Annotated in this window: 25 protein-coding genes and 7 pseudogenes; 26 read left to right on the plus strand and 6 right to left on the minus strand. The window is 56.2% G+C overall.

All coding sequences use genetic code 11. The features are described 5' to 3' along the window. The first annotated feature begins 13 nt into the window (after positions 1–13). From JUI81_RS02590 to JUI81_RS02665, 16 genes are all read left to right on the plus strand, one after another. On the plus strand, positions 14–778 hold the full coding sequence (locus JUI81_RS02590) for an ABC transporter ATP-binding protein (RefSeq protein ID WP_204123641.1): 765 nt from the start codon (positions 14–16) through the stop codon (positions 776–778). A 130-nt stretch (positions 779–908) separates the two neighbouring features. After that, positions 909–1649 carry a histidine utilization repressor gene (gene hutC, locus JUI81_RS02595; RefSeq protein WP_204123852.1) on the plus strand — a complete coding sequence of 247 codons (741 nt, stop codon included), beginning with the start codon at positions 909–911 and terminating at the stop codon, positions 1647–1649. A 308-nt stretch (positions 1650–1957) separates the two neighbouring features. Then, positions 1958–3649 carry a urocanate hydratase gene (gene hutU, locus JUI81_RS02600; RefSeq protein ID WP_204123642.1) on the plus strand — a complete coding sequence of 564 codons (1692 nt, stop codon included), beginning with the start codon at positions 1958–1960 and terminating at the stop codon, positions 3647–3649. Further along, positions 3646–5178, plus strand: a complete 1533-nt coding sequence (gene hutH, locus JUI81_RS02605; protein ID WP_204123643.1) for a histidine ammonia-lyase — start codon at positions 3646–3648, stop codon at positions 5176–5178. The genes hutU and hutH overlap by 4 nt, the downstream gene beginning before the upstream one ends. Before the next feature lie 585 nt (positions 5179–5763). After that, positions 5764–6726: a GlxA family transcriptional regulator gene (locus JUI81_RS02610; protein WP_204123644.1), complete on the plus strand. Its 963-nt coding sequence runs from the start codon at positions 5764–5766 to the stop codon at positions 6724–6726. 699 nt (positions 6727–7425) lie between these two features. Further along, positions 7426–8175, plus strand: a complete 750-nt coding sequence (locus JUI81_RS02615; protein ID WP_204123645.1) for a hypothetical protein — start codon at positions 7426–7428, stop codon at positions 8173–8175. Between the two features lie 112 nt (positions 8176–8287). Continuing rightward, the gene (locus tag JUI81_RS02620) at positions 8288–8518 is read left to right on the plus strand and encodes an AlpA family transcriptional regulator (protein WP_204123646.1); all 231 of its coding nucleotides are present in this window, start codon (positions 8288–8290) and stop codon (positions 8516–8518) included. 4 nt (positions 8519–8522) lie between these two features. After that, a complete protein-coding gene (locus tag JUI81_RS02625) occupies positions 8523–9365 on the plus strand; it encodes a ParA family protein (RefSeq protein ID WP_204123853.1) in 843 nt (280 codons plus the stop codon). Positions 9366–9447: 82 nt separating this feature from the next. Next, positions 9448–9657: a hypothetical protein gene (locus JUI81_RS02630; RefSeq protein WP_204123647.1), complete on the plus strand. Its 210-nt coding sequence runs from the start codon at positions 9448–9450 to the stop codon at positions 9655–9657. Between the two features lie 14 nt (positions 9658–9671). After that, the gene (locus JUI81_RS02635) at positions 9672–11237 is read left to right on the plus strand and encodes a ParB family protein (RefSeq protein ID WP_204123648.1); all 1566 of its coding nucleotides are present in this window, start codon (positions 9672–9674) and stop codon (positions 11235–11237) included. Between the two features lie 14 nt (positions 11238–11251). Continuing rightward, positions 11252–11800 (plus strand): DUF2857 domain-containing protein, encoded by a 549-nt coding sequence (locus JUI81_RS02640; protein ID WP_204123649.1) that lies wholly within the window; start codon positions 11252–11254, stop codon positions 11798–11800. After that, complete coding sequence (locus JUI81_RS02645; RefSeq protein WP_204123650.1) at positions 11797–12984, plus strand: STY4528 family pathogenicity island replication protein; 1188 nt, start codon at positions 11797–11799, stop codon at positions 12982–12984. The genes JUI81_RS02640 and JUI81_RS02645 overlap by 4 nt, the downstream gene beginning before the upstream one ends. Before the next feature lie 143 nt (positions 12985–13127). Then, complete coding sequence (locus tag JUI81_RS02650; RefSeq protein ID WP_204123651.1) at positions 13128–13883, plus strand: PFL_4669 family integrating conjugative element protein; 756 nt, start codon at positions 13128–13130, stop codon at positions 13881–13883. Continuing rightward, positions 13880–14398: a DUF3158 family protein gene (locus JUI81_RS02655; RefSeq protein ID WP_204123652.1), complete on the plus strand. Its 519-nt coding sequence runs from the start codon at positions 13880–13882 to the stop codon at positions 14396–14398. Before JUI81_RS02650 ends, JUI81_RS02655 begins: the two co-directional genes overlap by 4 nt. Beyond that, positions 14395–14865, plus strand: coding sequence for a single-stranded DNA-binding protein (locus JUI81_RS02660; RefSeq protein WP_204123653.1), 471 nt, complete (start codon positions 14395–14397; stop codon positions 14863–14865). Before JUI81_RS02655 ends, JUI81_RS02660 begins: the two co-directional genes overlap by 4 nt. A gap of 221 nt (positions 14866–15086) precedes the next feature. Then, positions 15087–17054 carry a DNA topoisomerase III gene (locus JUI81_RS02665; protein WP_204123654.1) on the plus strand — a complete coding sequence of 656 codons (1968 nt, stop codon included), beginning with the start codon at positions 15087–15089 and terminating at the stop codon, positions 17052–17054. A gap of 43 nt (positions 17055–17097) precedes the next feature. On the opposite strand, the gene JUI81_RS02670 is transcribed toward JUI81_RS02665, so the two are convergent. Next, complete coding sequence (locus JUI81_RS02670) at positions 17098–17355, minus strand: hypothetical protein (RefSeq protein ID WP_204123655.1); 258 nt, start codon at positions 17353–17355, stop codon at positions 17098–17100. Between the two features lie 209 nt (positions 17356–17564). Between JUI81_RS02670 and JUI81_RS02675 the strand changes: the two genes are divergently transcribed. The 5 genes and pseudogenes from JUI81_RS02675 to JUI81_RS31745 all read left to right on the plus strand — a co-directional run. After that, a complete protein-coding gene (locus tag JUI81_RS02675) occupies positions 17565–17906 on the plus strand; it encodes a helix-turn-helix domain-containing protein (RefSeq protein ID WP_041021227.1) in 342 nt (113 codons plus the stop codon). A gap of 870 nt (positions 17907–18776) precedes the next feature. Then, entirely contained in the window at positions 18777–19364 is a 588-nt protein-coding gene (locus tag JUI81_RS02680; RefSeq protein ID WP_204123656.1) for an STY4534 family ICE replication protein, read from the plus strand. 70 nt (positions 19365–19434) lie between these two features. Continuing rightward, the gene (locus JUI81_RS02685; protein ID WP_204123657.1) at positions 19435–19692 is read left to right on the plus strand and encodes a hypothetical protein; all 258 of its coding nucleotides are present in this window, start codon (positions 19435–19437) and stop codon (positions 19690–19692) included. Positions 19693–19792: 100 nt separating this feature from the next. Then, positions 19793–20155 (plus strand): annotated as a pseudogene (locus tag JUI81_RS02690) (JAB domain-containing protein); the annotation flags it as partial. Then, a pseudogene (locus tag JUI81_RS31745) lies at positions 20131–20247 on the plus strand (ABC transporter substrate-binding protein); the annotation flags it as partial. The pseudogenes JUI81_RS02690 and JUI81_RS31745, both read left to right, overlap by 25 nt. A 35-nt stretch (positions 20248–20282) precedes the next feature. On the opposite strand, the pseudogene JUI81_RS02695 reads toward JUI81_RS31745, so the two are convergent. The 3 genes and pseudogenes from JUI81_RS02695 to JUI81_RS02700 all read right to left on the minus strand — a co-directional run bounded on the left by JUI81_RS02695 (position 20283) and on the right by JUI81_RS02700 (position 21143). Beyond that, positions 20283–20545: pseudogene (locus tag JUI81_RS02695) on the minus strand (hypothetical protein). Continuing rightward, positions 20542–20790 (minus strand): annotated as a pseudogene (locus JUI81_RS31750) (helix-turn-helix domain-containing protein); the annotation flags it as partial. The pseudogenes JUI81_RS31750 and JUI81_RS02695, both read right to left, overlap by 4 nt. After that, a complete protein-coding gene (locus JUI81_RS02700) occupies positions 20781–21143 on the minus strand; it encodes a winged helix-turn-helix transcriptional regulator (RefSeq protein WP_374707253.1) in 363 nt (120 codons plus the stop codon). The gene JUI81_RS02700 and the pseudogene JUI81_RS31750, both read right to left, overlap by 10 nt. A 77-nt stretch (positions 21144–21220) precedes the next feature. Between JUI81_RS02700 and JUI81_RS02705 the strand changes: the two genes are divergently transcribed. Further along, positions 21221–22111, plus strand: a complete 891-nt coding sequence (locus JUI81_RS02705) for an NmrA family NAD(P)-binding protein (protein WP_204123659.1) — start codon at positions 21221–21223, stop codon at positions 22109–22111. Between the two features lie 114 nt (positions 22112–22225). Then, positions 22226–22867: a DsbA family protein gene (locus JUI81_RS02710; RefSeq protein ID WP_204123660.1), complete on the plus strand. Its 642-nt coding sequence runs from the start codon at positions 22226–22228 to the stop codon at positions 22865–22867. Positions 22868–23199: 332 nt separating this feature from the next. On the opposite strand, the pseudogene JUI81_RS32035 reads toward JUI81_RS02710, so the two are convergent. Together JUI81_RS32035 and JUI81_RS02715 are read right to left on the minus strand one after the other, a co-directional pair. After that, positions 23200–23325 (minus strand): annotated as a pseudogene (locus JUI81_RS32035) (resolvase); the annotation flags it as partial. Between the two features lie 87 nt (positions 23326–23412). Further along, positions 23413–23868, minus strand: a pseudogene (locus JUI81_RS02715) (DapH/DapD/GlmU-related protein); the annotation flags it as partial. Here JUI81_RS02715 and JUI81_RS02720 point away from each other — a divergent pair. From JUI81_RS02720 to JUI81_RS02730, 3 genes and pseudogenes are all read left to right on the plus strand, one after another. Then, positions 23867–24217 (plus strand): annotated as a pseudogene (locus tag JUI81_RS02720) (ABC transporter substrate-binding protein); the annotation flags it as partial. The pseudogenes JUI81_RS02715 and JUI81_RS02720 sit on opposite strands and share 2 nt — an antisense overlap. Before the next feature lie 106 nt (positions 24218–24323). Beyond that, on the plus strand, positions 24324–24866 hold the full coding sequence (locus JUI81_RS02725) for a PilL N-terminal domain-containing protein (protein WP_204123662.1): 543 nt from the start codon (positions 24324–24326) through the stop codon (positions 24864–24866). Next, the gene (locus JUI81_RS02730) at positions 24863–25534 is read left to right on the plus strand and encodes a chemotaxis protein (RefSeq protein ID WP_204123663.1); all 672 of its coding nucleotides are present in this window, start codon (positions 24863–24865) and stop codon (positions 25532–25534) included. Before JUI81_RS02725 ends, JUI81_RS02730 begins: the two co-directional genes overlap by 4 nt. Positions 25535–25536 lie beyond the last annotated feature (2 nt).

Below are 25536 nucleotides of genomic sequence, written 5' to 3' on the forward strand. Positions count from 1 at the left end.
AGGATGTTTGAACATGTACAAACTGACCGTTGAAAACCTGCACAAAAGCTATGGCAATCACGAAGTGCTCAAGGGAGTTTCGCTGAACGCCAAGACCGGCGATGTGATCAGCCTGATCGGCGCCAGTGGCTCGGGCAAGAGCACCTTTCTGCGTTGCATCAACTTTCTGGAAACACCCAACGACGGCGCCATGGGCCTGGACAACCAGCCGATTCGCATGGTCCATGATCGCCATGGCATGCATGTGGCCGACGCCGATGAACTGCAACGCCTGCGCACGCGCCTGGCGATGGTGTTTCAGCATTTCAATCTATGGAGCCACATGACCGTGCTCGACAACATCACCATGGCTCCGCGCCGGGTGCTGGGTGTCAGCAAGAAGGATGCAGAGGAGCGGGCTCGGCGTTACCTGGACAAGGTCGGGTTGCCGTCGCGGGTTGCCGATCAATACCCGGCATTTCTTTCCGGCGGGCAACAACAGCGGGTGGCGATTGCCCGGGCACTGGCCATGGAGCCGGAAATCATGCTGTTCGATGAACCGACCTCGGCGCTGGACCCGGAGTTGGTGGGCGAAGTGCTTAAGGTGATTCAGGGGCTGGCCGAAGAAGGCCGAACCATGATCATGGTTACCCATGAGATGAGCTTCGCTCGCAAGGTGTCGAACCAGGTGTTGTTCCTCCATCAAGGGCGCGTGGAAGAGCAGGGTTTGCCTGAAGATGTCCTGGGCAATCCCAAAAGCGAGCGTCTTCAGCAGTTCCTCAGTGGCAACCTGAAGTAACGAGAATGCTTTTGAGCGACTGTTCGGTCGCTCAACTGCTCCGCGCACTTGCACTGCTCATGCGGTCGTGCGTTAGCGGCGGAATTTGGCCGCTGTCCAGCTTGACGAGGAGAGCCACGTGCCGAAGCAAATGCGGAATTTTCCTTCGCGGGTCGATCAGCTCAGTGAGCTCCCCGCGCCACGCTATGCACAAGTCAAACAGATGATCACCCAGCTGATCATGAGTGGCACCTGGTCGGCTCACGAACGGATACCGTCGGAAAGTGACCTGGCTCAAGAGCTGGGGTTGAGTCGCTTGACCATCAATCGCGCCCTTAGTGAGCTCACCGCCGATGGTGTGTTAGTGCGCACGCAAGGGGTGGGGACATTCGTAGCGGAGCGCAAAGGTCAATCGGCTTTATTTGCCGTCAACAACATTGCCGACGAGATCAGCGAGCGTGACCATCGCCATCACTGCAAGGTGATTCTGCTGTGCGAGGAGTGGGCTGGCGCGGACCAGGTCCTTGCGCTGAACATGCGCGAAGGGCAGCGGGTGTTTCATTCTCTGATCGTGCACTACGAGAATGATATGGCAGTGCAATTAGAGGATCGCTACGTGAACGCCGCAGTGGCTCCGGATTATCTGCGGCAGGATTTCGTGATGCAGACGCCCTATGCCTATCTGTCCAGGGTCGCTCCTCTGACTGAAGGTGAGCATGTGGTCGAAGCGATTCTGGCTGAGGAGGAAGATTGCAGGCTGTTGCAGATCAAGCGTGATGAGGCTTGTTTGTTGATCCGTCGGCGGACTTGGTCGGGCCATCAGTCCGTCACGTCTGCGCGCCTGATTCTACCGGGCTCGCGGCACCGGCTGGAGGGGCGATTCGGCTCATGACTCAGGCCTGCGCCTGTTGAATGCTTATGGGTCCGTGCTCCTCGGTAACTTGGCAAAACTTGCGACAACACAAGACTGTCGGATTGCTGAATCGCATCACTTCGCTGTCTTGACCACCTCCTTAGATCGCCTTGTTCGTCAGCTGCATAAGGCGCAACAACGGCGCATGAATGAATAGCAGCAGACAAAGTACGAGCGCATAAAATTTTTGCTTGATTATGGTTGTATATACATGATTATATTTATGTGCGACCTGTAGCGACAAAACTAATAAATAGTCTGAGAAAGTCATTTCGAGAGGATTACCGGTGAGCAAGCCATCCCATTTCCGTAATGTCGAAATCCGCGCCGCGCGTGGTAACACGCTGACCGCCAAGAGCTGGCTGACTGAAGCGCCGCTGCGCATGTTGATGAACAACCTCGACCCGGAAGTGGCCGAGAACCCAAAAGAGCTGGTGGTTTACGGTGGTATCGGTCGTGCGGCGCGTAACTGGGAATGCTACGACAAGATCGTTGAAAGCCTGACCAACCTGAACGACGACGAGACCCTGCTGGTGCAATCCGGCAAGCCGGTCGGCGTGTTCAAGACCCACAGCAACGCCCCGCGCGTACTGATCGCCAACTCCAACCTGGTGCCGCACTGGGCGAGCTGGGAACACTTCAACGAACTCGACGCCAAAGGCCTGGCCATGTACGGCCAGATGACCGCCGGCAGTTGGATCTACATTGGTAGCCAGGGCATCGTTCAGGGCACCTACGAAACCTTCGTCGAAGCCGGTCGCCAGCACTATAACGATGACCTGAAAGGTCGTTGGGTCCTGACCGCAGGCCTCGGCGGCATGGGCGGCGCTCAACCTCTGGCCGCGACCCTGGCCGGTGCTTGCTCGCTGAACATCGAATGCCAACAAGTCAGTATCGACTTCCGTTTGAACAGCCGTTATGTCGATGAGCAAGCCACCGACCTCGACGATGCTCTGGCACGTATCGCCAAATACACCAAGGAAGGCAAAGCGATTTCCATCGCCCTGCTCGGCAACGCGGCTGAAATCCTGCCGGAACTGGTCAAGCGCGGCGTGCGCCCGGACATGGTCACCGACCAGACCAGCGCCCACGACCCGCTCAACGGTTACCTGCCAGCCGGCTGGACCTGGGACGAATACCGCGCTCGCGCCAAGACCGAGCCCGCCGCTGTCGTCAAAGCCGCCAAGCAATCGATGGCTGTGCACGTTAAAGCGATGCTCGAATTCCAGAAGATGGGCATTCCGACCTTCGACTACGGCAACAACATCCGTCAGATGGCCCAGGAAGAAGGCGTCGAGAACGCATTCGACTTCCCAGGCTTCGTACCCGCTTACATCCGTCCGCTGTTCTGCCGCGGCATTGGTCCATTCCGTTGGGCTGCACTGTCGGGCGATCCGCAAGACATCTACAAAACCGACGCCAAGGTCAAAGAACTGATCCCGGACGATGCGCACCTGCACAACTGGCTGGACATGGCGCGCGAGCGCATCAGCTTCCAGGGTCTGCCGGCACGTATCTGCTGGGTTGGCCTGGGTCTGCGCGCCAAGCTCGGCCTGGCGTTCAACGAAATGGTGCGCAGCGGTGAATTGTCCGCGCCAATCGTGATCGGTCGCGACCACCTGGACTCCGGTTCGGTGGCCAGCCCGAACCGCGAAACCGAATCCATGCAGGACGGTTCCGACGCTGTCTCCGACTGGCCACTGCTCAACGCTCTGCTCAACACCGCGAGCGGCGCGACCTGGGTTTCTCTGCACCACGGCGGCGGCGTCGGCATGGGCTTCTCGCAGCACTCGGGCATGGTGATTGTCTGCGACGGTACTGACGAAGCGGCCGAGCGTATCGCTCGCGTACTGCACAACGATCCGGCCACCGGTGTCATGCGTCACGCCGATGCGGGTTACCAGATCGCAATCGATTGCGCCAAAGAGCAAGGCTTGAACCTGCCAATGATCACCCCTGTTAAAGGAGCCAAAGCATGAACACACTCAACATTATCCCAGGCCAACTGAGCCTCGCCCAACTTCGTGATGTCTACCAGCATCCGGTCAAAATCACACTGGACAACAGTGCTTCTTCTCAAATTGAGGCCAGTGTTGCCTGCGTGGAGCAGATCCTCGCCGAGAACCGCACCGCTTACGGCATCAATACCGGCTTCGGCCTGCTGGCTTCGACTCGCATCGCCAGTGAAGATCTGGAAAACCTGCAGCGCTCCCTCGTTTTGTCCCACGCCGCCGGTGTGGGCGAGCCAATCAGCGACGCGTTGGTGCGATTGGTTATGGTGCTCAAGGTCAACAGCCTGAGCCGTGGGTTCTCGGGTACTCGGCGCGTGGTCATCGACGCGCTGATCTCGCTGATTAACGCCGAGGTCTACCCGCACATTCCATTGAAAGGTTCGGTCGGTGCATCCGGTGATTTGGCACCTCTAGCTCACATGTCGTTGGTGCTGCTGGGTGAAGGCAAAGCGCGCTACAAAGGTGAGTGGATGGAAGCCACCGAAGCGCTGAAAGTTGCCGGCCTGGCTCCGCTGACCCTGGCTGCCAAAGAAGGCCTTGCGCTGCTCAACGGCACGCAGGTGTCTACCGCATACGCATTGCGTGGTTTGTTCGAGGGCGAAGATCTGTTTGCTGGGGCACTGGCCATTGGTGGTCTGACTGTTGAGGCTGTCTTGGGGTCGCGCTCACCCTTCGACGCCCGAATTCACGCCGCTCGTGGACAGAAAGGCCAGATCGACACCGCTAACGCTTACCGTGAATTGCTCGGCGAGCGCAGTGAAGTCTCCGACTCGCACCAGAACTGCGGCAAGGTTCAGGACCCTTACTCACTGCGTTGCCAGCCACAAGTCATGGGCGCATGTCTGACCCAGTTCCGTCAGGCCGCCGAAGTGTTGGTCGTCGAAGCTAACGCCGTCTCCGACAACCCGCTGGTCTTCGCTGCCGAAGGTGATGTGATCTCCGGCGGTAACTTCCACGCCGAGCCAGTGGCCATGGCCGCTGACAATATGGCTTTGGCCATTGCTGAAATCGGCTCTCTGAGCGAGCGTCGCATTTCGCTGATGATGGACAAGCACATGTCGCAACTGCCGCCGTTCCTGGTGGCCAATGGCGGCGTAAACTCCGGCTTCATGATTTCTCAAGTCACAGCAGCAGCCCTGGCCAGCGAAAACAAGGCGCTCGCTCATCCTCACTCGGTGGACAGCCTGCCAACTTCCGCAAACCAGGAAGACCACGTGTCGATGGCACCTGCGGCTGGCAAACGGTTGTGGGAGATGGCCGAAAACACTCGTGGAATTCTGGCCGTGGAGTGGCTCGCTGCCTGCCAAGGCCTGGACTTGCGTGAGGGCTTGAAGACCTCAACCAAACTGGAACTTGCTCGAAACAACCTGCGTAGCAAAGTGGCCTACTACGAGAAAGATCGCTTCTTCGCGCCGGATATCAATGCTGCAAGCGAGCTGCTGGCGTCTCGCTGCCTGAATGAATTGTTATTGGCTAATTTGTTGCCCAGTATGTAACTGGTTAGATCTATCCTCTGTGCGGGTGAGCTGCATTGGGTTGTAAGCTTGTACGTCAATTACGGTGTTTAGGCGGTTTTTTGCTCCACAGCTATTCGACAGGTAGTCGTCTTAGCTGTGGAGTTTTTTTATGTAGCCCTAGCGGCAAAGAAAGCACTGGATGAACGACATCAGTGCCCGTCTTGCTTTATGCAAATGCAGGACTATTGGTACTTCGCCCTGTCGCTATCAACCGCTGGCTTTAGCCGTCTGACTAACTCTAAAGCTGAGCTTGCTGTCGTGCCTTTGAGGGGGCACTGAAACGAGTCAGCCGAATCGCACACACGGTTTAGCCCTTGGACTGCGGTTTTTACGCTTAGACAAAATTCGCGTCGTGCAGGGCGCATCAGCCTAAACACTAAACAACAGCCTGCATGCCTAAAGCGTTATAGGTGACGTAATGGCCGGTTATCAGAAAACCACGATAATACTCGAAAAGACGCAAGGATGCCTCTTGCGAGAGGCTGGTAGAGTAATCAATATTGACCCGTGACGATTCGCGGGTTTGGCTTGCCTACATTGAGTGCCCCCATGGAGTAGCTGTTTATGCAACCTAAGTCCATACAGTTTGTTACATACCCAAAAGTAAGTTTGCTTGACTTAGCTGGCCCTCTCGATGTGTTCATAGCAGCAAACTATTTCGCGCGACACACTCACCAGCCCTATACCATTTCGATTTTAGCGTTAAACCGCACAACCGAAATCTTCTCAAATTTTTCAATAAACACTGAGATTTTAGAAGCCGAAACATCTCCGGCACACACGTTAATTATACCCGGCGGCCCGGGCATACAGAACTTTTGTAAAGATCCAAAATTTTTTTCACACTTTGTAAACCATGCAAACAAAGCCGAGCGTTTGATTTCTGCTTGCACTGGCATATTTGCGCTAGCCTCCGCTGGCAAATTGGACGGCCGAAAAGTAACTACTCATTGGTCCGCCTACGACGAATTAGAGATGAAGTTTCCGTCAATAATAGTTGAACGCGGCCCCATATTTATTAATGATGACAACGTATGGACATCGGCAGGTGTCACGTCAGGAATTGACCTCGCACTATCAATTGTCGAGGAAGATCTGGGACACACAACTGCGCTGGAAGTTGCTCGTCACCTGTTGATATTTCTGAAACGGCCTGGAGATCAAAATCAATTCAGCTCCTGCCTAGCCCTTCAATCGAAGAGCAGCCAGTTCTCAGATTTGCACGCATGGATTAACGAAAACCTAAGCACTAACTTATCAGTACCGGTGCTTGCAAATTTTATGAACATGAGCGAAAGAACATTTACTCGTAAATATTCAGAACACATAGGAAAGACGCCAAGCAAGATGGTAGAGTTACTCAGATTAGAAGCGGCCCGCCATTTGCTTACATATTCAAATAGCCCGATTAAGGCAATAGCCCGACACTGCGGACTGGGTAATCAATCGACCCTTATCCGAAGATTTGTAAAAAACTTTGGTATCACACCCAAAGAGCATCGCGCCCGCTTCAAATCAACACAGTAATATCCTCAGCACTTAAAATGGTAGCGAAGCAGCTATCACAATTACAATATGGAAAATATTAATCTTTCCAAAATAAGCAAAATCGACTATCGGCTGTCGATGACCAAAGCTTAAGGGATTTGATTCCTATGATCCGGAACCTGCGGAAATTTGGCGGAAATGATCAATAATTTGTCGCTTTTTCGCTGCAAGATTTCTATACGTTACTCCACAACCTCGAAATTGCTCCATTCAGTCCTTCAGAGATACTTTACAGGCGTCAGAAAATTAAGATCAGCACTGAGTCACAACATGGAGTAACTCACTTAAAAAATAAATCTCAACGACTGTATCCTAAAACTCGTTTGGCTTGACGCAGTGCGATGCACAATCATTTTTCATCTGATTCGCTGCAAGCCCTTCTTAAATCCTTGGTTACAAGATGATCTCGACATTACTTTGAATTGGTATCGACGACTGCCGCGTGAAGCTGTACCGCCACGCATTACAATCCACAGCTGCGAAACATCTACACCTTGCATTAGGATTATATTTTTTACCACCACAACTAAACTCGAATCACTAAATTGAACACTGAATTGCTGTAGAACCATACCAATAAACCCGACAAACGCATCACTCTAAAATCGATCGTAAAAACACAAAATAATTATTCTCGCAGAAAAAAATTTTGAGGAGCATTTAAGGGAGGGACTTCGCATGTACGCAACTCAAAGTTGCAATCCCTACGCAAAAACTTTCTATCGGCCCATCGATGCGGCCTTGCGCTGGTGCAATTTAATGGCCTTCGAAAGGGAAATCCTCGAGGCGACGCAGCGTTGCCCAACCATGCTTAAGACTACCTTTCCGCAGTGGCCATGCTTGCATGCAAATACCGAAAAAATTTTTGACGCGATTCAACACGGCGAACTCGTCTACGGCTGCTTCGGCGTACCAGTCGCCTTCGGTACTCCCGTTGATTGCAGCCAGTTAACCGTCCGCCACACTGATCTTAGATTTTGGATGTCGCGATACTATCCTGACCAGCGACCAGCGTTTCTTTTTGACGGATCACTCCATCAGCAGGAAGCTATCAGCATTGGAACGTATTTAGCATTGCAAGGTGACCGGGATGCAATGCAAGTACGGATAAAGAGTCTCGAAGCAGCATATCAACAACTACTTGATGACCTTGACGCCATCGGGCTGGAGAGGAAGAACATTCATCACCTGCTCAATACCAACAGCAAAGTCAGCGAGCGTAGCGAATCCGTCTACCTGCACATAATTGGAGCGATGGTCAATCTATTCCTCGACGAGTCTCCATCCGGAAAACCGTTGTCGGTTTTCCGATCCCAAGCAGCCATTGTTGACGCGCTAACCGCTCACCATAAAAACGTATCTGGCATAACCAAGCGTACCTTGGACGAAAAGTTTGCAGCCGGCAAACGCAGCCTGACAAAGCAATGAGGCACATTGCACTGCACTCGCCCCAATTGCAGTGCAATGACTCTCTTCCATTTCTGCTATTCAATTCAGGTCACGTCCCATCACGCGCCAATCGACGCCAGGAGTGACCACCATGTCCAACCAGCCCTTACCTACTGCAGACCTACTCCAGCCACCGCTTGAACGTCACATCATGCGACGTGAGGAGGTAGAGCGAAAAACCGGTTTCAAGCGTGCGCACATCTACAACTTGATGAAGGAAGGTAAATTTCCTCAAGCTAAACGTATTGGGCTGCGCGCGGTGGGTTGGGACTCGCTGGAAATTGAGCGGTGGATCGTTGAACGCCTGGGCCAGCAGGCCTGATGCCATGCGAGTAGTATCGGTGGTTTCCACCAAGGGTGGCGTGGGCAAAACCACGGTGGCCGCCAATCTCGGCGGTCTTCTGTCTGACGCTGGCCTGCGTGTGCTGCTGCTGGACCTGGATAGCCAGCCCACTCTTTCCAGCTATTACGCATTGAGCCACGAGGCCATCGCTGGTGCGTACGAGTGCATTGCGCTCAACCTGACAGATACTGCGCAGATAATTTCCACAACCACGGTTGTTGGTCTCGACCTGATCCTATCCAACGACGATCAAGCCCGACTCAGCACCTTGTTACTGCATGCCCCTGATGGGCGACTGCGTCTGCGCAATCTGATGGATGCCTTCCGCCCCAGTTACGACCTGCTTTTGATCGACACCCAAGGTGCGCGCAGCGTACTGCTGGAGATGGCGCTACTAGCCTCAGATCTCGCTCTATCTCCCATCACGCCGGAAATGCTCGCCGCCCGCGAACTGCGCCGCGGCACCTTGAAGCTGTTCAGTGAGCTCGAACCGTTCCGCCACTTGGGCATTACACCGCCACCCTTGCGATTGCTACTGAGCCAGGTGAACGCCATTCGGGTGGACACCCGGATGATCATCCTTAGCCTGCGCGAGACCTTCGCTGGGGCTACCAACATCTCGGTCCTAGAAACCGTCGTTCCAGACCGAGTGGCGCATCTCAATGCCGCCTCCCTCGGTCTGCCGGTCCACCGAATCGAGACGCGCCGGTCACGTGAACGACGCTCGCCATCAGCGCTGGAAACCATGCAAGCGCTGGCCATCGAGTTGTTTCCGGAATGGCGCGAAGCGATCTCTATGGTGGGTAAATGTTCGGAGGTTCAATGAGACAAATCACCAAGCGGGTATTTCTCACCAAGTCATTTTTTATCGACCTTGACGCCAACTGCGTTTGGCAAGGAGTTCTTTGATGTTGGATCAACTTTCCCTCATCGTTCAACCATCCATTCGCCCACACCACCCACCTTGCGAGGAGCACTGCACCGTGGTCTTTCGCCTGCAGGATGGGCGCTCGGCCATGGGGTGGCTCCTCGCAGAACTCTCCCAACATTTCGAAGTCTGGGGGACTGCAGAGATCGTCAAGTTCGAGGTCGGTGATCACTTGCGTAATCGACGTTAACTGAGGTTGTTCTAATGAAGAAGCTCAGTCAGGAGGAGATCACCGACAAGCTCCACCAGGATCACTTCCCTCGGGGTCCAGAACTGGAGCGGCTGTCCGACCCACTCACTGATACACCTATGCTGGTCACCCTGGAGCAGATGCGGCCCTACGAACACAACCCACGCTTCATCCGTAATCCGCTTTACGACGATATTAAGGCCTCGATCCGTGAACGCGGGTTGGACCAACCGCCGCCAATTACCCGCCGCCCGGGAGAAACCTATTTCGTCATCCGCAACGGCGGTAATACGCGATTGGCGATTCTCGGTGAACTGTGGCAGGAGACCCGCGACGAGCGCTTCTTTCGCATTCATTGCCTGTTCCGACCTTGGACCAATGAAATAACCGCCCTACTCGGCCATCTGGCCGAAAGCGATTTGCACGGCCAACTCAGCTTCATCGAACGTGCTCTGGCGGTCGCCAAACTCAAGACCATGCTCGAACCAGATGGAGTAACACTCTCGCAACGCGAGCTGGCACGACGTTTTACCGCTGGGGGCTACCCTATTTCACAGTCGCACATCAGCCGGATGCTCGACACCCTCGAATACCTGCTGCCCGCCATCCCACAAACCCTGTATGCCGGATTGGGTAAGCCCAAAATTGAACGTCTGATCGGTCTGCGTAGCCAAGCTGAACGAACCTGGAATCGCTATCAAAGCGACGCCATTGCATTCCCCGAGTTTTGGCTCGACACCTTGGGCCAATTTGATGCTGCCCCCGACTCCCTCGATCTTGAGCAAGTCCAGGATGAATTGCTCGCACGCATGAGCCGCTTATTCGGACAGTCCTACCGCATGTTGGCCCTGGAGCTGAGCGATACACAACGCATCATCCGCACGCCTGGCGTTGTCGTCACGCCCTCAGAGAACACCCATCTGTCGAGCGCTGATGAAGACGAAGCAGGACCTTCCTCCTCCGAGTCTCGTTCCAAATCAACTGGGACCAGAACCCAGATGGGAAGAGCGCAAGAGGAGCTGCTCAAGCTGCCTGAAACGCATACCGCATCAGCAATCAACCCCTCGTCACGCGTCCAACGGATTCGCGAACAGGTTGATCGCAACACCGTCCCCGAACCAGCACCAACCGTCGAAACCTGCACGATCGACGATATCTGGTTCATCGCCCCAACGCTGGATAGCGCTGAGCAGCTGCGATTCGCCATTGCCGGATTGGCCCGGGAAATGATGGTCTACGCCGGACATCCCGAGAGCATCGTCGATCAGAAGTATGGTTTGGGCTTCGCCCTCAGCATCGAGCAACTGGATCTTTCAGCACCTCGTGCAACCGGCGTTCACCTGATGCTCCTGGCCCTACTGCGCGCTCAAGACGAAGTGAACTGGGAAGATCGAAAGCAACTGCCCTCAGCCCTGTTCGGGCAACTGCTATTGGGGGTCTATCAACTCCCGCTGACAAATCGTCCCGCCGTGGACGTAGGACTGGAGCGATTACCCGACGGTGTACTGATCAAACTATATCGCCTCATCCGCTTAGCCCGGCGCCTGATCGACTTAACGCTTACCCCTGAAGACGACTAACCAAGGGAGCTGTCATGAACCTGTCCTTCAATGTGCTCAACCAGGCCATGCTGACCCAGGTCCTTCACGAGTTACGCCTGGGTAATCTGCAACGCTGCAAAGCACTCGGATTGGGTGAAGAGGACATCTACCTGCTGCAATCCCTACCGCCCACCACACTGTCACGCCTGGCCCATGCCACCGTCCCCTGGGTTGAGGTCAAGATTGATTCGCCAGTGCTGCATCGGTTGATCGACCAGGCCGAACGCGACGAACAGAACGAGCGCTCGATCAACCGAGCGCTCAAGCTTGGTGCCAGCAGTACCATCATGTATCAGTGCTTCGGCTTGGCGCATTCGGAAACCGCCCTGCGCCGACGTCTGCTCAAGATAGAAACCCGTAAGGGGCGCCCCCAAAACTTGAGCGAAGCGCAGGAACATGCGCTCTGGCAGCGTTGGTGCCAACTACGCGCTCAGGACGGTGCTGAGGATCAGCTTGACGCCATGATGATGTTGGCGGAGGAGCAACAGATCAGCTTGACCATTGTTTGGCAACAGATCGATCAGTACAGCAACGGAACATGAACACTGCCTCTTTCGGTCGTTGGCAGCGCGTCCTGCAGCAATGTACACAACAGCTGAGTGAGCGCTGGCCCGCATGCCCCACCACTGAACAACCCTCCAACCAGGCTCTACAGGCTGGCTTTCTGTTCAGTGGCCAATCACACGAAGTCGTGCCGCGTCGCCTGCTGCTGGATTGTCGGCTGACGCCGTTGGAACGCAATGCCTGGCAGGTGTTTCGACTCATGTTGCAAGGCCAGGGCGTGGTCACACCGCGCTATGAAGATCTGCAACCTTACCTGTCGAGCGTGCCCTATGGGGCATCAGCCTCCCGCGAGACCATTGCTCGCGTCTTGACGATGCTCAGGCTGACTCGCTGGCTCAGTTTGGTGAGTCGTGGCCGCGATCGGCTCAGCGGGCGCCTACAAGGTTCTCTGTACGTCCTGCACGATGAGCCGCTAACCCCCGCCGAAGCCATGGAGCTGGATCAGGATTATCTGGAGCTGGTCGGACATGCCCTCTCTCATGCGACCAAGGCAGTGCGAATTGTTGCTCAGCATGTTTTGGAAGAAATTCGCCAAGACACAGATATCAATCTAGGTCGACTCCCCTCCCGGCTCGACAGTTGGAACGAACATTGGACACATCAAGGATTGGATCAGGCGCTCGATGACGCGCTACAAGATTCCGAACTGGGTGGCGATCACCCCGTTCGGAATCGTGCGGAACCTCGTTCGGATTCCGAACCGGGTCTGAACGCCAATGTTTCCGGCACCGTTCGGAATCCGAACGCCGCCTGTACTGTAATAAAAGAAAGTATTTGTACGGTACCGCGCGCGACGCCGGCGGTGGATAACCTGCACTGGCCCGATCCGCTGCACCTGAGTCCGAGCGAGCGGCAGGCCGTCACCGTGACGCTGAACAAGCTTAAACCAGCAGATCGGCAGGCGGTGCTCAACGAAGCGGGGGCGCGATGCGCGGCAGGCAGCGTTCGCAAACCGGCGGCGTATCTGATGGGCCTAATCCAGCGGGCGCTGAAAGGCGATTTCCACCCTTGGGCAGGTCAGGCTGAATCGCTACCCATTGCAGAAGCGTTAGCCGAACCTCTACGTCCACCTAGAAAACAGGGCGAACCCGTCTCAGCTCTCGCCCAGGCGTGCATGAATGAGTTGCGCCAGTTGCGTAGCAAACGCCCTGGACGTCAGTAGATTTGATGCCACTGGCATCATTGTCGAGCGTCTCGAAAATCAACCGTCTCGAACCAAACCGAACAGTCCGCGTTCAGCTTTTCGGCTGTCCTTGACCCTCATCTGTCGCAACGTCCCCGTCCAAGCCTATGCGAGGAAACACCGTGGCCGATCACTATCAGCTCAACCTGGGCTCATTGCGCAGCAGCATCACCCTGACCCTGCACACCCACCACGCAGCCCGAATCTGGCAGGGCCGGGCCGCACGTGAAGGCGTGCATTCGATCATGGGTATGGCGGGCTACATCAGTGTCACCAACCTGATCAAACAAACTGCGGCCCAGGACGACCCCTATGCCGATTGGGCCATTGTACAACTCGAAGAAAAATTGATGCAGGCCAAGGCTGGGATGCTGGAACTGACCCAGCAGTTGGACCGAATCAGACAGGACCTGCCGACGCAGATCGACATGAGCGATAACCTCAATATCCACCCCGTCACCTTACCGTTGTACATCGGCAGCCAACTGGGGTTTCTCGCCGTCTACCTGCTGACCGACTACGACACCCTGGTGCGCCATACCCTGTTGGCCCATCACACCGCCTTGATCGGTCGTCGAGACATGGAAGCCTGGATCGACGACGGTGCCCATCTGCTGCGCAGCCTGTTCGGCCAGGCCCAGCGCTATCGGTATGCCGGCGTCACACGCGATGACATGGCGGCGAACAACGCCCGTGCGCTGGCGGCCATAGAGAAAATGGGTTTGCCCCCTATGGACATCCTTGAGGGGCACCGACGCTCCCAGTTCGCGCCACCGATTATTCGTCGTGGTGCTGTGGCAGTGGATGGCGCTGACGCGTTGGCAGAGGAAGCAGTAGAGCCATCTGCGACAGTGGATGAGCCGGAGGACGAAGTATGAAGCCCCTGATCCCGACTCAACCAATGCCCCTCGGAACACTAACACCGGATGCCTATCGACAGCTCGAACATGCTGCCTTCCTAAAAGGCCTTTTAAAACCTTTTAAGGGTAAGGGGGAACTGGACTACCTGGCGCAGGTGGCGAGGGAAACCGAGGCGCAGTTATGTCGCCTGATGGAGGCGGTGGCGCTGCAGGCCGGACAAGCTGCTTACTCGTTGCTGGATATTCGATTGGTGCTGCAGAACACCAGTGCGGGCAGCACCTTTTTGCGATGGCGCACCCGCGACTTTGCCCGTATGGGCGTTGCGGTCTGGGAACGCCAGGTCTCCAACAAGGCTTTGCCGCAAGCCGTACGCGAGGGATTGCATCGTTTCGAATGCGAGCGCATTGCACTGAACTTGCAGATGAGCGTGGTGCATTCGCTCTATCGTCAGGCTTCAACCTGCGCAATCAAAATGGCCAGCGCCGAACGGCTGCTGCGCCAGTTCACACCAGCAGCGGAGATATCACGATGAGTACCTTTTTCGTCGGCGAAGGCAATATAGGCAGTGCGCCAGAGTTTCAAGAGTTTCCATCAGGCAATGACGAGGCACGGCGCTTGCTGCGCCTGAATGTGTACTTCGACAACCCCGTGCCACGCGATGGCAGCTACGAGGATCGAGGCGGCTATTGGGCGCCGGTCGAGCTCTGGCACCGCGAGGCTGAACACTGGAGCACGCTGTACCAGAAAGGCATGCGCGTGTTGGTAGAGGGCCGCACCGTGCGCGATGAGTGGGAGGACAGCGAAGACAATGCGCGGGTCACCTTCAAGATCGAGGCGCGTCGTGTCGGCATCCTGCCTCATCGCGTGCACAGCGTGGTCATGCGGGAGCGCTCAAATGAATCAGCCTCGTCTGGGGCTCCCGTCGGGCAGGCTACAGACCAGGCCAGCTCGCCTGCGTCGAAGTCCAAAAAGCGCCGAGGGCAGCCACCATCGGCATGACTGACTTGGGGCGTAAAAATTGCGCCTTTGCGCGAAGTTTCTGGTCTGCCACTACTCGCCGCTCGTGAAGCACTGTCGTCCACGCGATAAGGAAGCAGCAGCCTCGCCCCATTCAAGACTGCCCTCACCGACAAATATGAGGAACCTTGCATTCAGGTTTCTCATATCTCGCCACTGCTGTTTCCAACAACGCTGCTCCGAACTCAACCAGGAGCAGTTCTATGCGTCTCTTTCTCTGCGAGAAACCCTCCCAGGGTCGTGACATTGCCAAGGTCCTCGGGGCCACACGGCGTGGCGATGGCTGCCTGATCGGCACCGAGACAACCGTCACCTGGTGTATCGGGCATTTGGTGGAGGCAGCACCGCCTGAAACCTATGGCAAGCAATTCAAAAGCTGGTCACTGGATCATCTACCGATCCTTCCTACGCAGTGGAGGGTTGAAGTCAAACCCAAGACTGCAACTCAGTTCAAAGTCATTAAGCAGTTGCTCAGTGAAGCCTCCACCGTCGTCATCGCGACCGACGCCGATCGCGAAGGTGAAATGATTGCCCGCGAGTTACTGGAGCTCTGCAACTATCGTGGCTCTGTTGAGCGCCTCTGGTTATCCGCACTCAACGAGGCGTCGATTCGCAAAGCACTGTCCTCGCTGAAGTCTAGTCAGGAGACCTTCCCGCTCTATCACTCAGCCCTCGCCCGCAGCCGCGCCGATTGGCTGATTGGTATGAACCTCAGTCGTTTGTTTACCCTCCTAGGGCGGCGGGCGGGCTATGACGGCGTACTGTCGGTTGGACGCGTCCAAACGCCCACTTTGCGCTTGGTGGTTGATCGAGATCGCGCGATTGCCAGCTTCGTCTCGGTTCCGTACTGGGTGGTAGATGTGCATCTGTCCTCAATGGGGCAACCATTCATTGCGTCGTGGTTACCGTCCAGCACAGGGCAAGATGAGGCCGGTCGTTGCCTACAGCAGGCGCTTGCCAGTCAGGCTGTCGAAGCGATCTCTGGCAGTGAGACCGCCACAGTAGTTTCGCTGCAGACTGAGCATTTCCGCGAATCGCCGCCCCTGCCCTTCGACCTGAGCACACTGCAAGAAGTCTGTTCACGCAAGCTGGGACTCGGCGCCCAGGAAACCCTGAACATCGCCCAAGCCTTGTATGAAACCCACAAAGCCACCAGCTATCCGCGCAGCGATTGCCGTTATTTGCCAGAGAGTATGTTCAATGAGGTAGCCGCGGTATTCGATGCCCTGCTCAGAATGGATCCCGTGTTACGCCCAGCGCTCGGAAGCGTCGATCGATCATTGCGTTCACGAGCATGGAACGATGCCAAAATCACCGCGCACCACGCCATCATCCCCACCACCGAGCCGGCGAACCTTGGACAGATGTCTGAACAAGAGCGCCAAGTCTACGAACTGATTCGTAGCCACTACCTCGCGCAATTTCTGCCGCATCACGAGTTTGATCGAACCGAGGTCGAACTGGAGTGCGGCGCCGAACGTTTGACTGCTGTTGGCAAACAGATCCTCGTCCAAGGCTGGAAAGGCTTACTCTCCGACAACCCCGAAGACGATGAGCCCAGACAAAAGTCCCAGGTGTTGCCTGCCTTACAACAGGGCGCGCAGTGCGCAATGGACGACGTTGAACTCAAGTCCATGCGCACCGCTGCGCCCAAACCGCTCACCGAGGGTGATCTGATCAAGGCGATGAAAAACGTCGCCAAGCTGGTCAACGACCCGCGCCTTAAACAGAAACTTCGGGACACCACTGGAATCGGTACCGAAGCCACACGGGCCGGCATCATCAAGGGCTTGATTGATCGCGGTTACTTGCTGAAGAAAAAACGTGCCTTAGCGGCCTCCGCAGCGGCCCATACGCTGATCGAGGCGGTCCCCGCTGCAGTCGCCGATCCGGGTATGACAGCAATCTGGGAGCAAGCTCTGGATGAAATCGAAGCAGGACGTCTGACCTTGGATGCATTCGTTGCCAAGCAGGCGCATTGGATTACGCAGTTGATCGCAAACTACGGAGCGCTCACCTTGTCGGTACCGGTCGAAGCCGGGCCGACCTGCCCCATTTGCAATGCCTCAATGCTCAGGAGAAAGGGAAAATCAGGGCCGTTCTGGTCATGCTCCCACTACCCGGACTGCAAAGGCACTTTGCCGATCAGTAAAGAAACGCGACGCCCATGAGGCGCCATGGATGCTCACATGATTATTGGGATTAATGTACGAGTCAGTGCATCATCAATGGCGGCTGATCCGTCTCCAAGTCGCTTAGCGGTCGTCCGATTTCACGGGCCAAAGCGATGCCTGTCGCTATCCATATCTGCCCCAGTTCGTTGAACGCTTTCAGGTGAGCAGGATCTTCGTTAAGCCAATGAACAAGGCTGTCGCGGTGTTCGGGGTTATCAGGGCAGTCATGGATCTTGATGAACAGTTCCAATGTTCGATCCCAGATCAGGTCCATGGCGTTCTCGCGCTGCTCATCCATGCTCAACCTTTCCTCCCTTTGGCCCTATCAGACCACTCAGTCTCGCTGGTCACTTCGGTCTCTGATTCCTGGAGGAATAGACATCACGTCGCGACAAACAGCTATTTCAGTCAATATAACAACTCTTTAAGTCGATACTCAACCGTTAAGGATGTTCATGTCAATGGGTCTTTGCTCAACCATTCGGGTTGAATTGGAGAACTCATCACTTGGCACATAAACATCCAACCCAAGCCCAAATCGGGCGCATGATCGCGAAGCACCGCACTCAGCGTAATCTGACCCAGGAAGAGGTAGCTGAACGCCTGGGGATCGGCAGCGAAGCCATTTCGCGCCTTGAGCGGGGGGTGGTGGAGCTTTCCGTGGTCAAGCTGATGCAACTGGCGGACATCTTCGACTGCCGGATGGATGAGCTGCTGACGGAGTCGAGCAATCGCCCCAACGACCAGGGTCAGATGATCGCGGGCCTGCTGAGCGGCCTTCAAGAAAGCGACCGTGCCTTTATTCTGACGACCGTCGAACAGCTGGCCGCTCATCTCAGTAGCAAATAACCTCTTTGCCCGCTGGCTTGACGTCGTCCCACCCCCTCTGCTGTAGTACATCAGGATCATCGCTTACGGCGACCCAAGACCGATTCGCTCCGGGTAGCTCGGTCGGACTCCTTGAGTTCGGAGCCTTCTCTTCTGCGGAATTCCGTTCCCGTTTTGTGCTCGACCTGATCGTGGTGGCGGATGACCACTGTTGTCTCTGCCAGGCATCAGCGGTCATCCGCTACGGCGATCGCATTCAGTCCCGGAGCCCGCCGGGGAAACCCTGGGCACCCTTTGTGCGCGGATGCGTGCCAGCATGTTCCGACCCAAGCCACGATAAGGGTCGGTTGGCGAATCACGGCGTAGTTAAAACAAGTTTTGCGAGGAGCTTGTCGACTGCGTAAGTTCGCTAAAGGTGGTTTTTCTCTTCCTCGCCTGGCACCTCGCCAGGCCCACTCTTCACTTTCTTCCGTCCAGTGACTGTCACTGAATTCCGGCCAAAAAAAATGGGCTTACGGCGTCTTGACGCTCCCCTGTGACAGGCTTATACAAAGGGCGTGGTTCGCTGTCGTTGACAGCCCAGCCCAGGTAGCTTGAACCTTCAAGGCTACGCCACGCTCGTGGTGGTTTACCCAAGTGCGATCAGCATTCGGAGGCTCGCACGATTACCGCTTCAGCGGTGATGAATGCCCACTATCCTAGGTCCGCAAATCACTGCTGCGGATTCTCTTCTGCTGCACCGCTATTCCCCAGGACGCATCGTTCTGCTCGTCACCGGCTGCCGGCGACAAGTCGTTCATCGCTCACCTTCACCTTACCCACCCTGACGGGGGCTCACTTCCCCGTCAGGGATTGTGCGTCGCCGTTTTCCCTTGAAACAGGAGAACCGCAATGGCCTACGCCAACCAATCCCAAGAAGCGACCTCTTACTTCAACCTACACACCGTCGGTATCGGCTACCTCAACCGTGTTCGTGAAGTACAAGTCCGCCGCGGCCAGCCATTCATGGCCTGCGATATCGCAGCCCTACATGGTGCCACTGATGCAGTCGAGTACACCCGCTTCGATTGCAAAGTCGCTGGGGGCGAAGCTGAACGCTTGATTCGTCGCTATATGGACGCCGTCAAAGCCGAGAAGAAGGTCTTGCTGTCGTTCCGTATCGGCGACCTGTGGATTGACCCCTTTCTCTATGAGAAAGGCGATAAACAAGGCCAGCCAGATGCCAGCCTGAAAGGTCGTCTGCTGTACATCGACTGGATCAAGGTCAACGGCACGTACGAATACAAAGCGCCTGCCAGGCAGGAGGCAACAGCACCTGCTGAGCCAGCGCCAAACAGTGAATCATCCCCAACGTCAGCTGATGCCGATGCCGATGCTGAGGATACCGACAACCCCACGGAGTCCAGGATTGAACCTGAATCTCCACCCACTCCCCGCACGGCTCGCCGTGTCGCCACACATACTGTTCAGTCCGCCTGAACAATTCACGATGTTTACATCAAGGCGCTTAATCGAGCGCCTTTTCTCCAATCAGCACCGGAGAACCAACATGGAATCCTTCTGGCTTTGCGACGACTGCCTGTTCGCTGCGGCTTATGAGGACTACAGCACGTTATCGCTCTACTACACGACGGAAGAGATCGAGAAACGCATCGCCGGCCTCCATCTTGGGCTGGTTCGGCTAATGCCCATCAGTGCCGACTTCGATCCCGAAACTGGCCATGGAATAAGAACCTTCTCCCCATTGCCCTGCGACGGTTGTGATTCACACCTGCACGGACAACGGCACCGATTCACTCGGCTGTAAACAGCGCGTCATCGGGCAATGCCCGTGACTCTATATCCACCTCGGGGACACCACTCCCCTCGGGTGTGTACCCCCGGATTGTTCCCTTCGGAGGTACCCCATGAGCACCCAACTCACCCTGATTGAAACCTCGGATGTCGAGGCTGATCCTATCGCCCTGGAGAACCAGCTGATCGACGAAGCGCTGCACATTTTAGATCGTCGGCTGTTCACCCGCGGCCCCAACCTGACGTCACCTGACGCCGTGGCCTCGTATCTAAAATTGCATATTGCACCCCAAGAGCATGAGGTTTTCGGTGTGATTTTTCTCGATGCCCGCCATCGTGTTCTGGCATTCAAGATCCTCTTTCACGGGAGCATCGATGGCGCCAGCGTTTACCCCCGCCAAGTCGTCAAGCGCTCCCTGGCGCATAACGCAGCAGCCGCCATTTTTGTTCACAACCCACCGGGCTGGTGCGCCAAGTGGTTTATTCCGTGACTGGCGAGATGCTCAGCGAGCGACATCACGTCGGCGACTTGTACTCCCTTGAAGAAGCCCACTCGATTATAAACAAGCACATAAAACCCTTTATATACAACAGCTTAAAAATTCAGGAGGAGCAAGCACCATGCAAAATGTCATGAGTAGATCGTGAGGTCGAACACGCTTGTACCGTCGGCATTCACGCTCTTGGTCGGCGATCTCACCCGACTGCAATGCTAGCTCGGCATCGGTCATGCGCTCCAGCAGGTCGCGTAGGCGGATGGCGCAGGGGATGGGCGGCGGCTCGAACTCGTAACCGCCGGCGGCCATTTCGGCCGCGACCTCCTCGGTAATGAAAAACGGCTCGGCGTCCTTGTGCGGCTTCGTCACGCTCTTTCCTCCCGGCGTTCATATTGGTCGGCGACCAATACGTCGGCTTCCTTAATGGCGTGCTCAACGAACGCATCGTGTTTCGCGGCCTGGGCTTGGCTGACCTCGGCCCAAATCCTTTCCCCTGTGCCGGGCTACACCCGGCCAGCTCTGCGGTCTTGTTGATGCTGTGGGCCGGAGCAACGCAATGCGATCACCTGGGCGCGTCGCTTCGGATCTACCGCCCTCCGTCTAACTAGTCGACCTCTGCCAACAGTGCATCAGGTATCGAGTCCCCGAATCGCTGCATCGAATCAAGTACATCGCGGAGCGAGTAACCCAGCGGAGTCAGCTCATAGACCACTCTGGGCGGGATTTCAGCGTATGCGGTGCGCTTCACCAACGCGTGACGCTCGAATCGCCGCAAACGATGTGTGAGCGTATGAGCACTGATGTTGGGGAGAAGTTGGCGTAGCTGGGTGAAGCGAAGTGGCCCACGCATCAACTCACGCACGATGAGCGTGGCCCAAGGGCCGTCCAGCAGGATCAGAAAGCGCCCGACACCGCAGTCGGGGAGCTTTTCAGGTTTTTTTTGCTCTCGTTCCATCTTTTGCTCCATTAGTGCAGTTGAAGTAACTAGTGCACAAAATGCACCATAGTGGTACCGCAGTGTAGATCCAACCTAAGGAATAACCTATGAGCTACATCATCCATGGCGCCACGGGCGCACAAGGCGCCCCCCTGCTGCGTCGTCTGACGAAATCGGGCAAACGGGCCATTGCCGCCGTACATCGCAACATGACTGTCCCGGGAATCGAGACGGTTTCCATCGACAACGAATCCGTGGACTCTTTGATCGCAGCCTATCGCGACGCCGACGGCGTGTTCGTTCACCTGCCTATAGCCGCTGAGGCTGCGCGTGTGAACTACGCCCGCAAGATTGCGCAGGCCATTGCCGTGGCCCGTCCCAAGCGGGTGGTGATATCCACTAGCGGCGCCATCGTGGACGATCCGAAGTCGCCGCTACAGGCCGCGCCAGAATCGGCTATTGCCATCCTCATCGAGGAAATCGGCAAGACCGGCGTATCGATGGCGGTCGTCGCACCTCGCCTGTATTTGGAGAACATGCTGTTGCCGATGGTGCACGACAACGTCGTCTCGGAGGGCGTCTTGCGTTACCCCGTGCGTGATGATCTGGCGGTTTCCTGGAGTTCTCACATGGACGTAGCCGAAGTCGCCGAGCGCCTGCTGATCGACTCTTCAGTCACCGGCGTGGTGGGGGTGGGGCACCTACCTGGGCTAGTAGGTGAGGAGCTAGCCGCCGGATTTGCACAGCATCTTGGGCGGCCTGTGCGGTTCGAGAAGGTCGCTCCGCTTGCGTTCCAAGCACTCCTAGTTCCGATGCTCGGCGAAGCTGCAGCGTCTGGAGTGACGGGACTTTACCTAGCCTTGCAGGGTGTTTCTTCAAACATCATCGCTACCGCGACCTCTGCGCAGCAGCTTCTTGGCTTGGCACCCCGCACGATGCCAGTCTGGCTTGCCGAACTTGCTGCGACCGAGGTCCCCGCGGCAGACACACAAATCTGAAATCCTAGTGTTGCCTTGACGTCCGCTACTTATCCTCGCACGTTGTTCGAGCATCGCTACGCGGATGTCTAAGGACAGGGATTGATGAACAGAATCGTTTAAGGAGCTTTTGAGATGAATTCATTCAACTTGAACAAGCCGACTGTTGTGTACGTGTTCGATGCTTACTGCGGCTGGTGCTGGGGGTTTTCCAATCGCGTAAATGAGTTTGAAGCGGCGAACCGTGACCGCGTATCTTTCATGGCTGTGTCGGGTGGCCTTTTCACGGGAAAACGGGTCGACCCCATTTCCTTTTTGACCCACGTCCCCGAGGCCAACGCGAGGATCACGCGGCTTACTGGCGCTGAATTCGGCGAAGAGTTCAAGAAGCATCTTGAAGAAGGCTCCTTTGAAATGAACTCAAGCCATGCCGGAGCTGCGATGGCGGCCCTGAAGCTTCAAGCTCCTGACCGCGCCGTCAATTGGGCCCACCAACTGCAGGAGGCGTTCTATCAACATGGCCTGAGTCTTTCGGAACCGAGCACCGTCGCTGCCATCGCTTTAAGAAACGGCTTGGACGAGCTCAAAGTGCTCCGGGCTCTCGCTGATGGCACTGCGGCGTCGCAGGCAGAAGCTGACTTCGATTTGGCTCGAAAACTGGAGGTGAATTCTTACCCTACGCTGCTGTATGTTGATGACACTCGTGTCCACCAGCTTCCTGGGACTGGAATTCCACTTGCAATACTCAACAGCACGCTGGACTCGTTGCTCGCGTAAAAGAACATCGCAAGTAGCCCTTTAGGTAAGCAAGGCGCTCGGCCTATTGACTAGTCCTTATGTGCTCGGGAGATTTGATCTCACTGGGTTGCATAGGGCGACACCAGGGGCTGCAATTTCCGCGAGCGCGAACGCTTCAAGCGGAAGAAAGCTCGCTGGCAAGCGAAGCTCGCAAAGTTTGACCGCTGGAGCGGGCGGCGATCATGGAATGCTAGCGGGAGCTTGTAGCGGCCGAGTATGTCACGCCTCGGTCTGCCCATGGTTGTGGAGCGCCCATACCCGTTTCACCTTGTTTTGACTGCATCCGGCCAACTTGGCCGTCTCCAGGACGCTTCTGCGATCATGCGTAGCAGCTCCGGCGGCTCAGCTCGCGTGCCTGATGCTTTCCCACGGTAGACGCCGGCGACGTAGTAACCGGCATCACGCGCGGCCGCGACAAGGTTCTTCTGGCGCTCCAGATCCTAGGCGTCGGTACTGACGCTCATTTAGATGCGGGCGATCTTCAACCTTCAGCCCTCCGGACACTGGCAGCGTCTCTACGCTGATTAATCGTAGGCGAACTGGTCAATCAGTCCCAGGCGTGGAACGTGGGTATTTGGGCTTAGTATTGCGCCGGGCGCGATGACTGCATTTGCCCCAATTTTGCAGCCGTCGCCCATTAGGGCGCCGAACTTGCTCACTCCAGTCAAAATCACTTGGTCATCGTGACGGATTTTGATATTCGCACCATCCAGTTCGTTGCGGTAATTGGCAATGATTGCGCCTGCTTCAATATTGACGCCCTCGCCGATCACCGAGTCGCCGACAAAGTTGAAATGTGCCAGCTTGCGTCCACAAAGCATGAAGCTGCTTTTCACCTCACAGCTTGGGCCAACGATGCAGTTGCTGCCGAGGTATACGCCTCCACGCAGGTAAGCTCCCGCCGCCACAAATGAGCCTTCGCCGATGATAATCGCACCTTTCAGCACCACCCCTTCCTCGACGATGGCACTTTCGTGTAGTCGAGCGTGGGAAATCAGTACCGCACACCTCACTGAAGATGTATCGCGCTACTTGGAACACCGGGCTGGAAGTTTCAACACTGGACCAACCGAACTGCTGCTTGAACCCTTCGCCCTGAGAGACTGCAATGGCCTCGGGTGTAAGCTGATCGGCACGCCTTGGACCGACGAAAATCTGATGAAGGTCGAGGGCCGTCCTTACGCATCGCTGAGGCAGGAGCGGCTCGACGCTGGCGCACCGGAAGCCTTGGTCGACGTGCTTTATCTGGCTGTATTGGCGGATGTGCGATTGTTTATCTTTGACCCCGACGCTACCGTTTTGGATGGGCTCACCATTTATGACGAATAGCAACGCTTTCAACTTAAACACGACCCGTCTTGAATCAACTTACTAACTGAATCTCTCCTTCACCTCATGTCAGGTTCTGCACTGAATCTGACATGAGGTTTCTTCCATGGAGCGTTTTTTCACGCCTGTCTGCCTGCTGAGTTTATTGAGCGCCTGCACCACGCAGATCCCCAATCCATTGCCGCCCCATCCAGAGATGGATAGCGGTTCCAATCTGGCAAAGTTCCCGAGGGCTGCAGCCGAAGAAAGTCGCCCGCCAGAACTTCGCTATGGCCGCTATACGCTGGTCAGCACCGAGCCCACCACGGAACAACGTGATCTTATTGCTCAAATCATTGACGTGAGCATCCCGTCCAGCCTGAGCCCTACGGTACAGGACGCGATGCACTACGTGCTTCAGCGCTCGGGCTATTCGCTCTGCCCCGTTACCGCCTCAGTGAGTGTGCTTTTCACCCGCCCCCTGCCGGCCGCCCATTACCGGCTCGGCCCGATCTCTTTGCGCAGCGCGATCCAAGTGCTGGCTGGCCCCGCCTGGCAGCTCACGGCCGATGAGTTCAGTCGTTCGGTCTGCTTCGAACGGCAGAAAAATGTTGCTGATACCTTGCGAGTCACAGCCAGCTCGTCCGATCAGTCGGAGGCACGCCCATGAAAGCCTCGACGTTTCAAACCCTCATCGTCGGCTCACTTTGCCTGGCGGTTTCCGGGCTGAGTGGGGGTTTGTATAACCAGTATCAACGCGTGACCGAGCTGGAAAATGCGAGCGCCCAACGCCTACAGCACCTGGATACCCTGCAACGTGATTCAAACGCACTCAAGGATGCGCAGGAAAAGCTGCAGTACGCACTGAAAGACCTGAGACAGATGGTCGATACAGGTGAGCAACAGGCCAATACCCTTGATCCGATGTTGGATCAGTGGGCACAAGAGATACAGGAACTTCGCGATGGTCTGGCAGACCGTGCCACCGTGGCAGACCTGACAGCGCTGCGTGCACGCCTTCAACATGTCGAGCAGGAGTTCCTGGATCTCAAGACCCAGCCACCACTCCCACCCCCGACGCCTGCCGCGACCAAACCGAAAAAGACCGTTCCTCCCAAGCCTGCCCCACTCTCGCCGCCATTCTCAGTGTTAGGTGTCGAATCTCGCGGTGGCGAGCGCTTTCTGGCGGTCGCTTCTCCTAATAGTCGCTCGCTCAAGGATATCCGGTTGCTGCACAACGGCGAGCGGCTCGGCACATGGCGGCTGAAAGGGCTGGAGCCGAACGCGGCCATCTTCGCCGTGACCGCTCAACCAGACCAGACCGTGTACCTCCCTTGAGA

Source organism: Pseudomonas sp. 008 (genome assembly GCF_016861935.1).
Lineage (GTDB): Bacteria > Pseudomonadota > Gammaproteobacteria > Pseudomonadales > Pseudomonadaceae > Aquipseudomonas.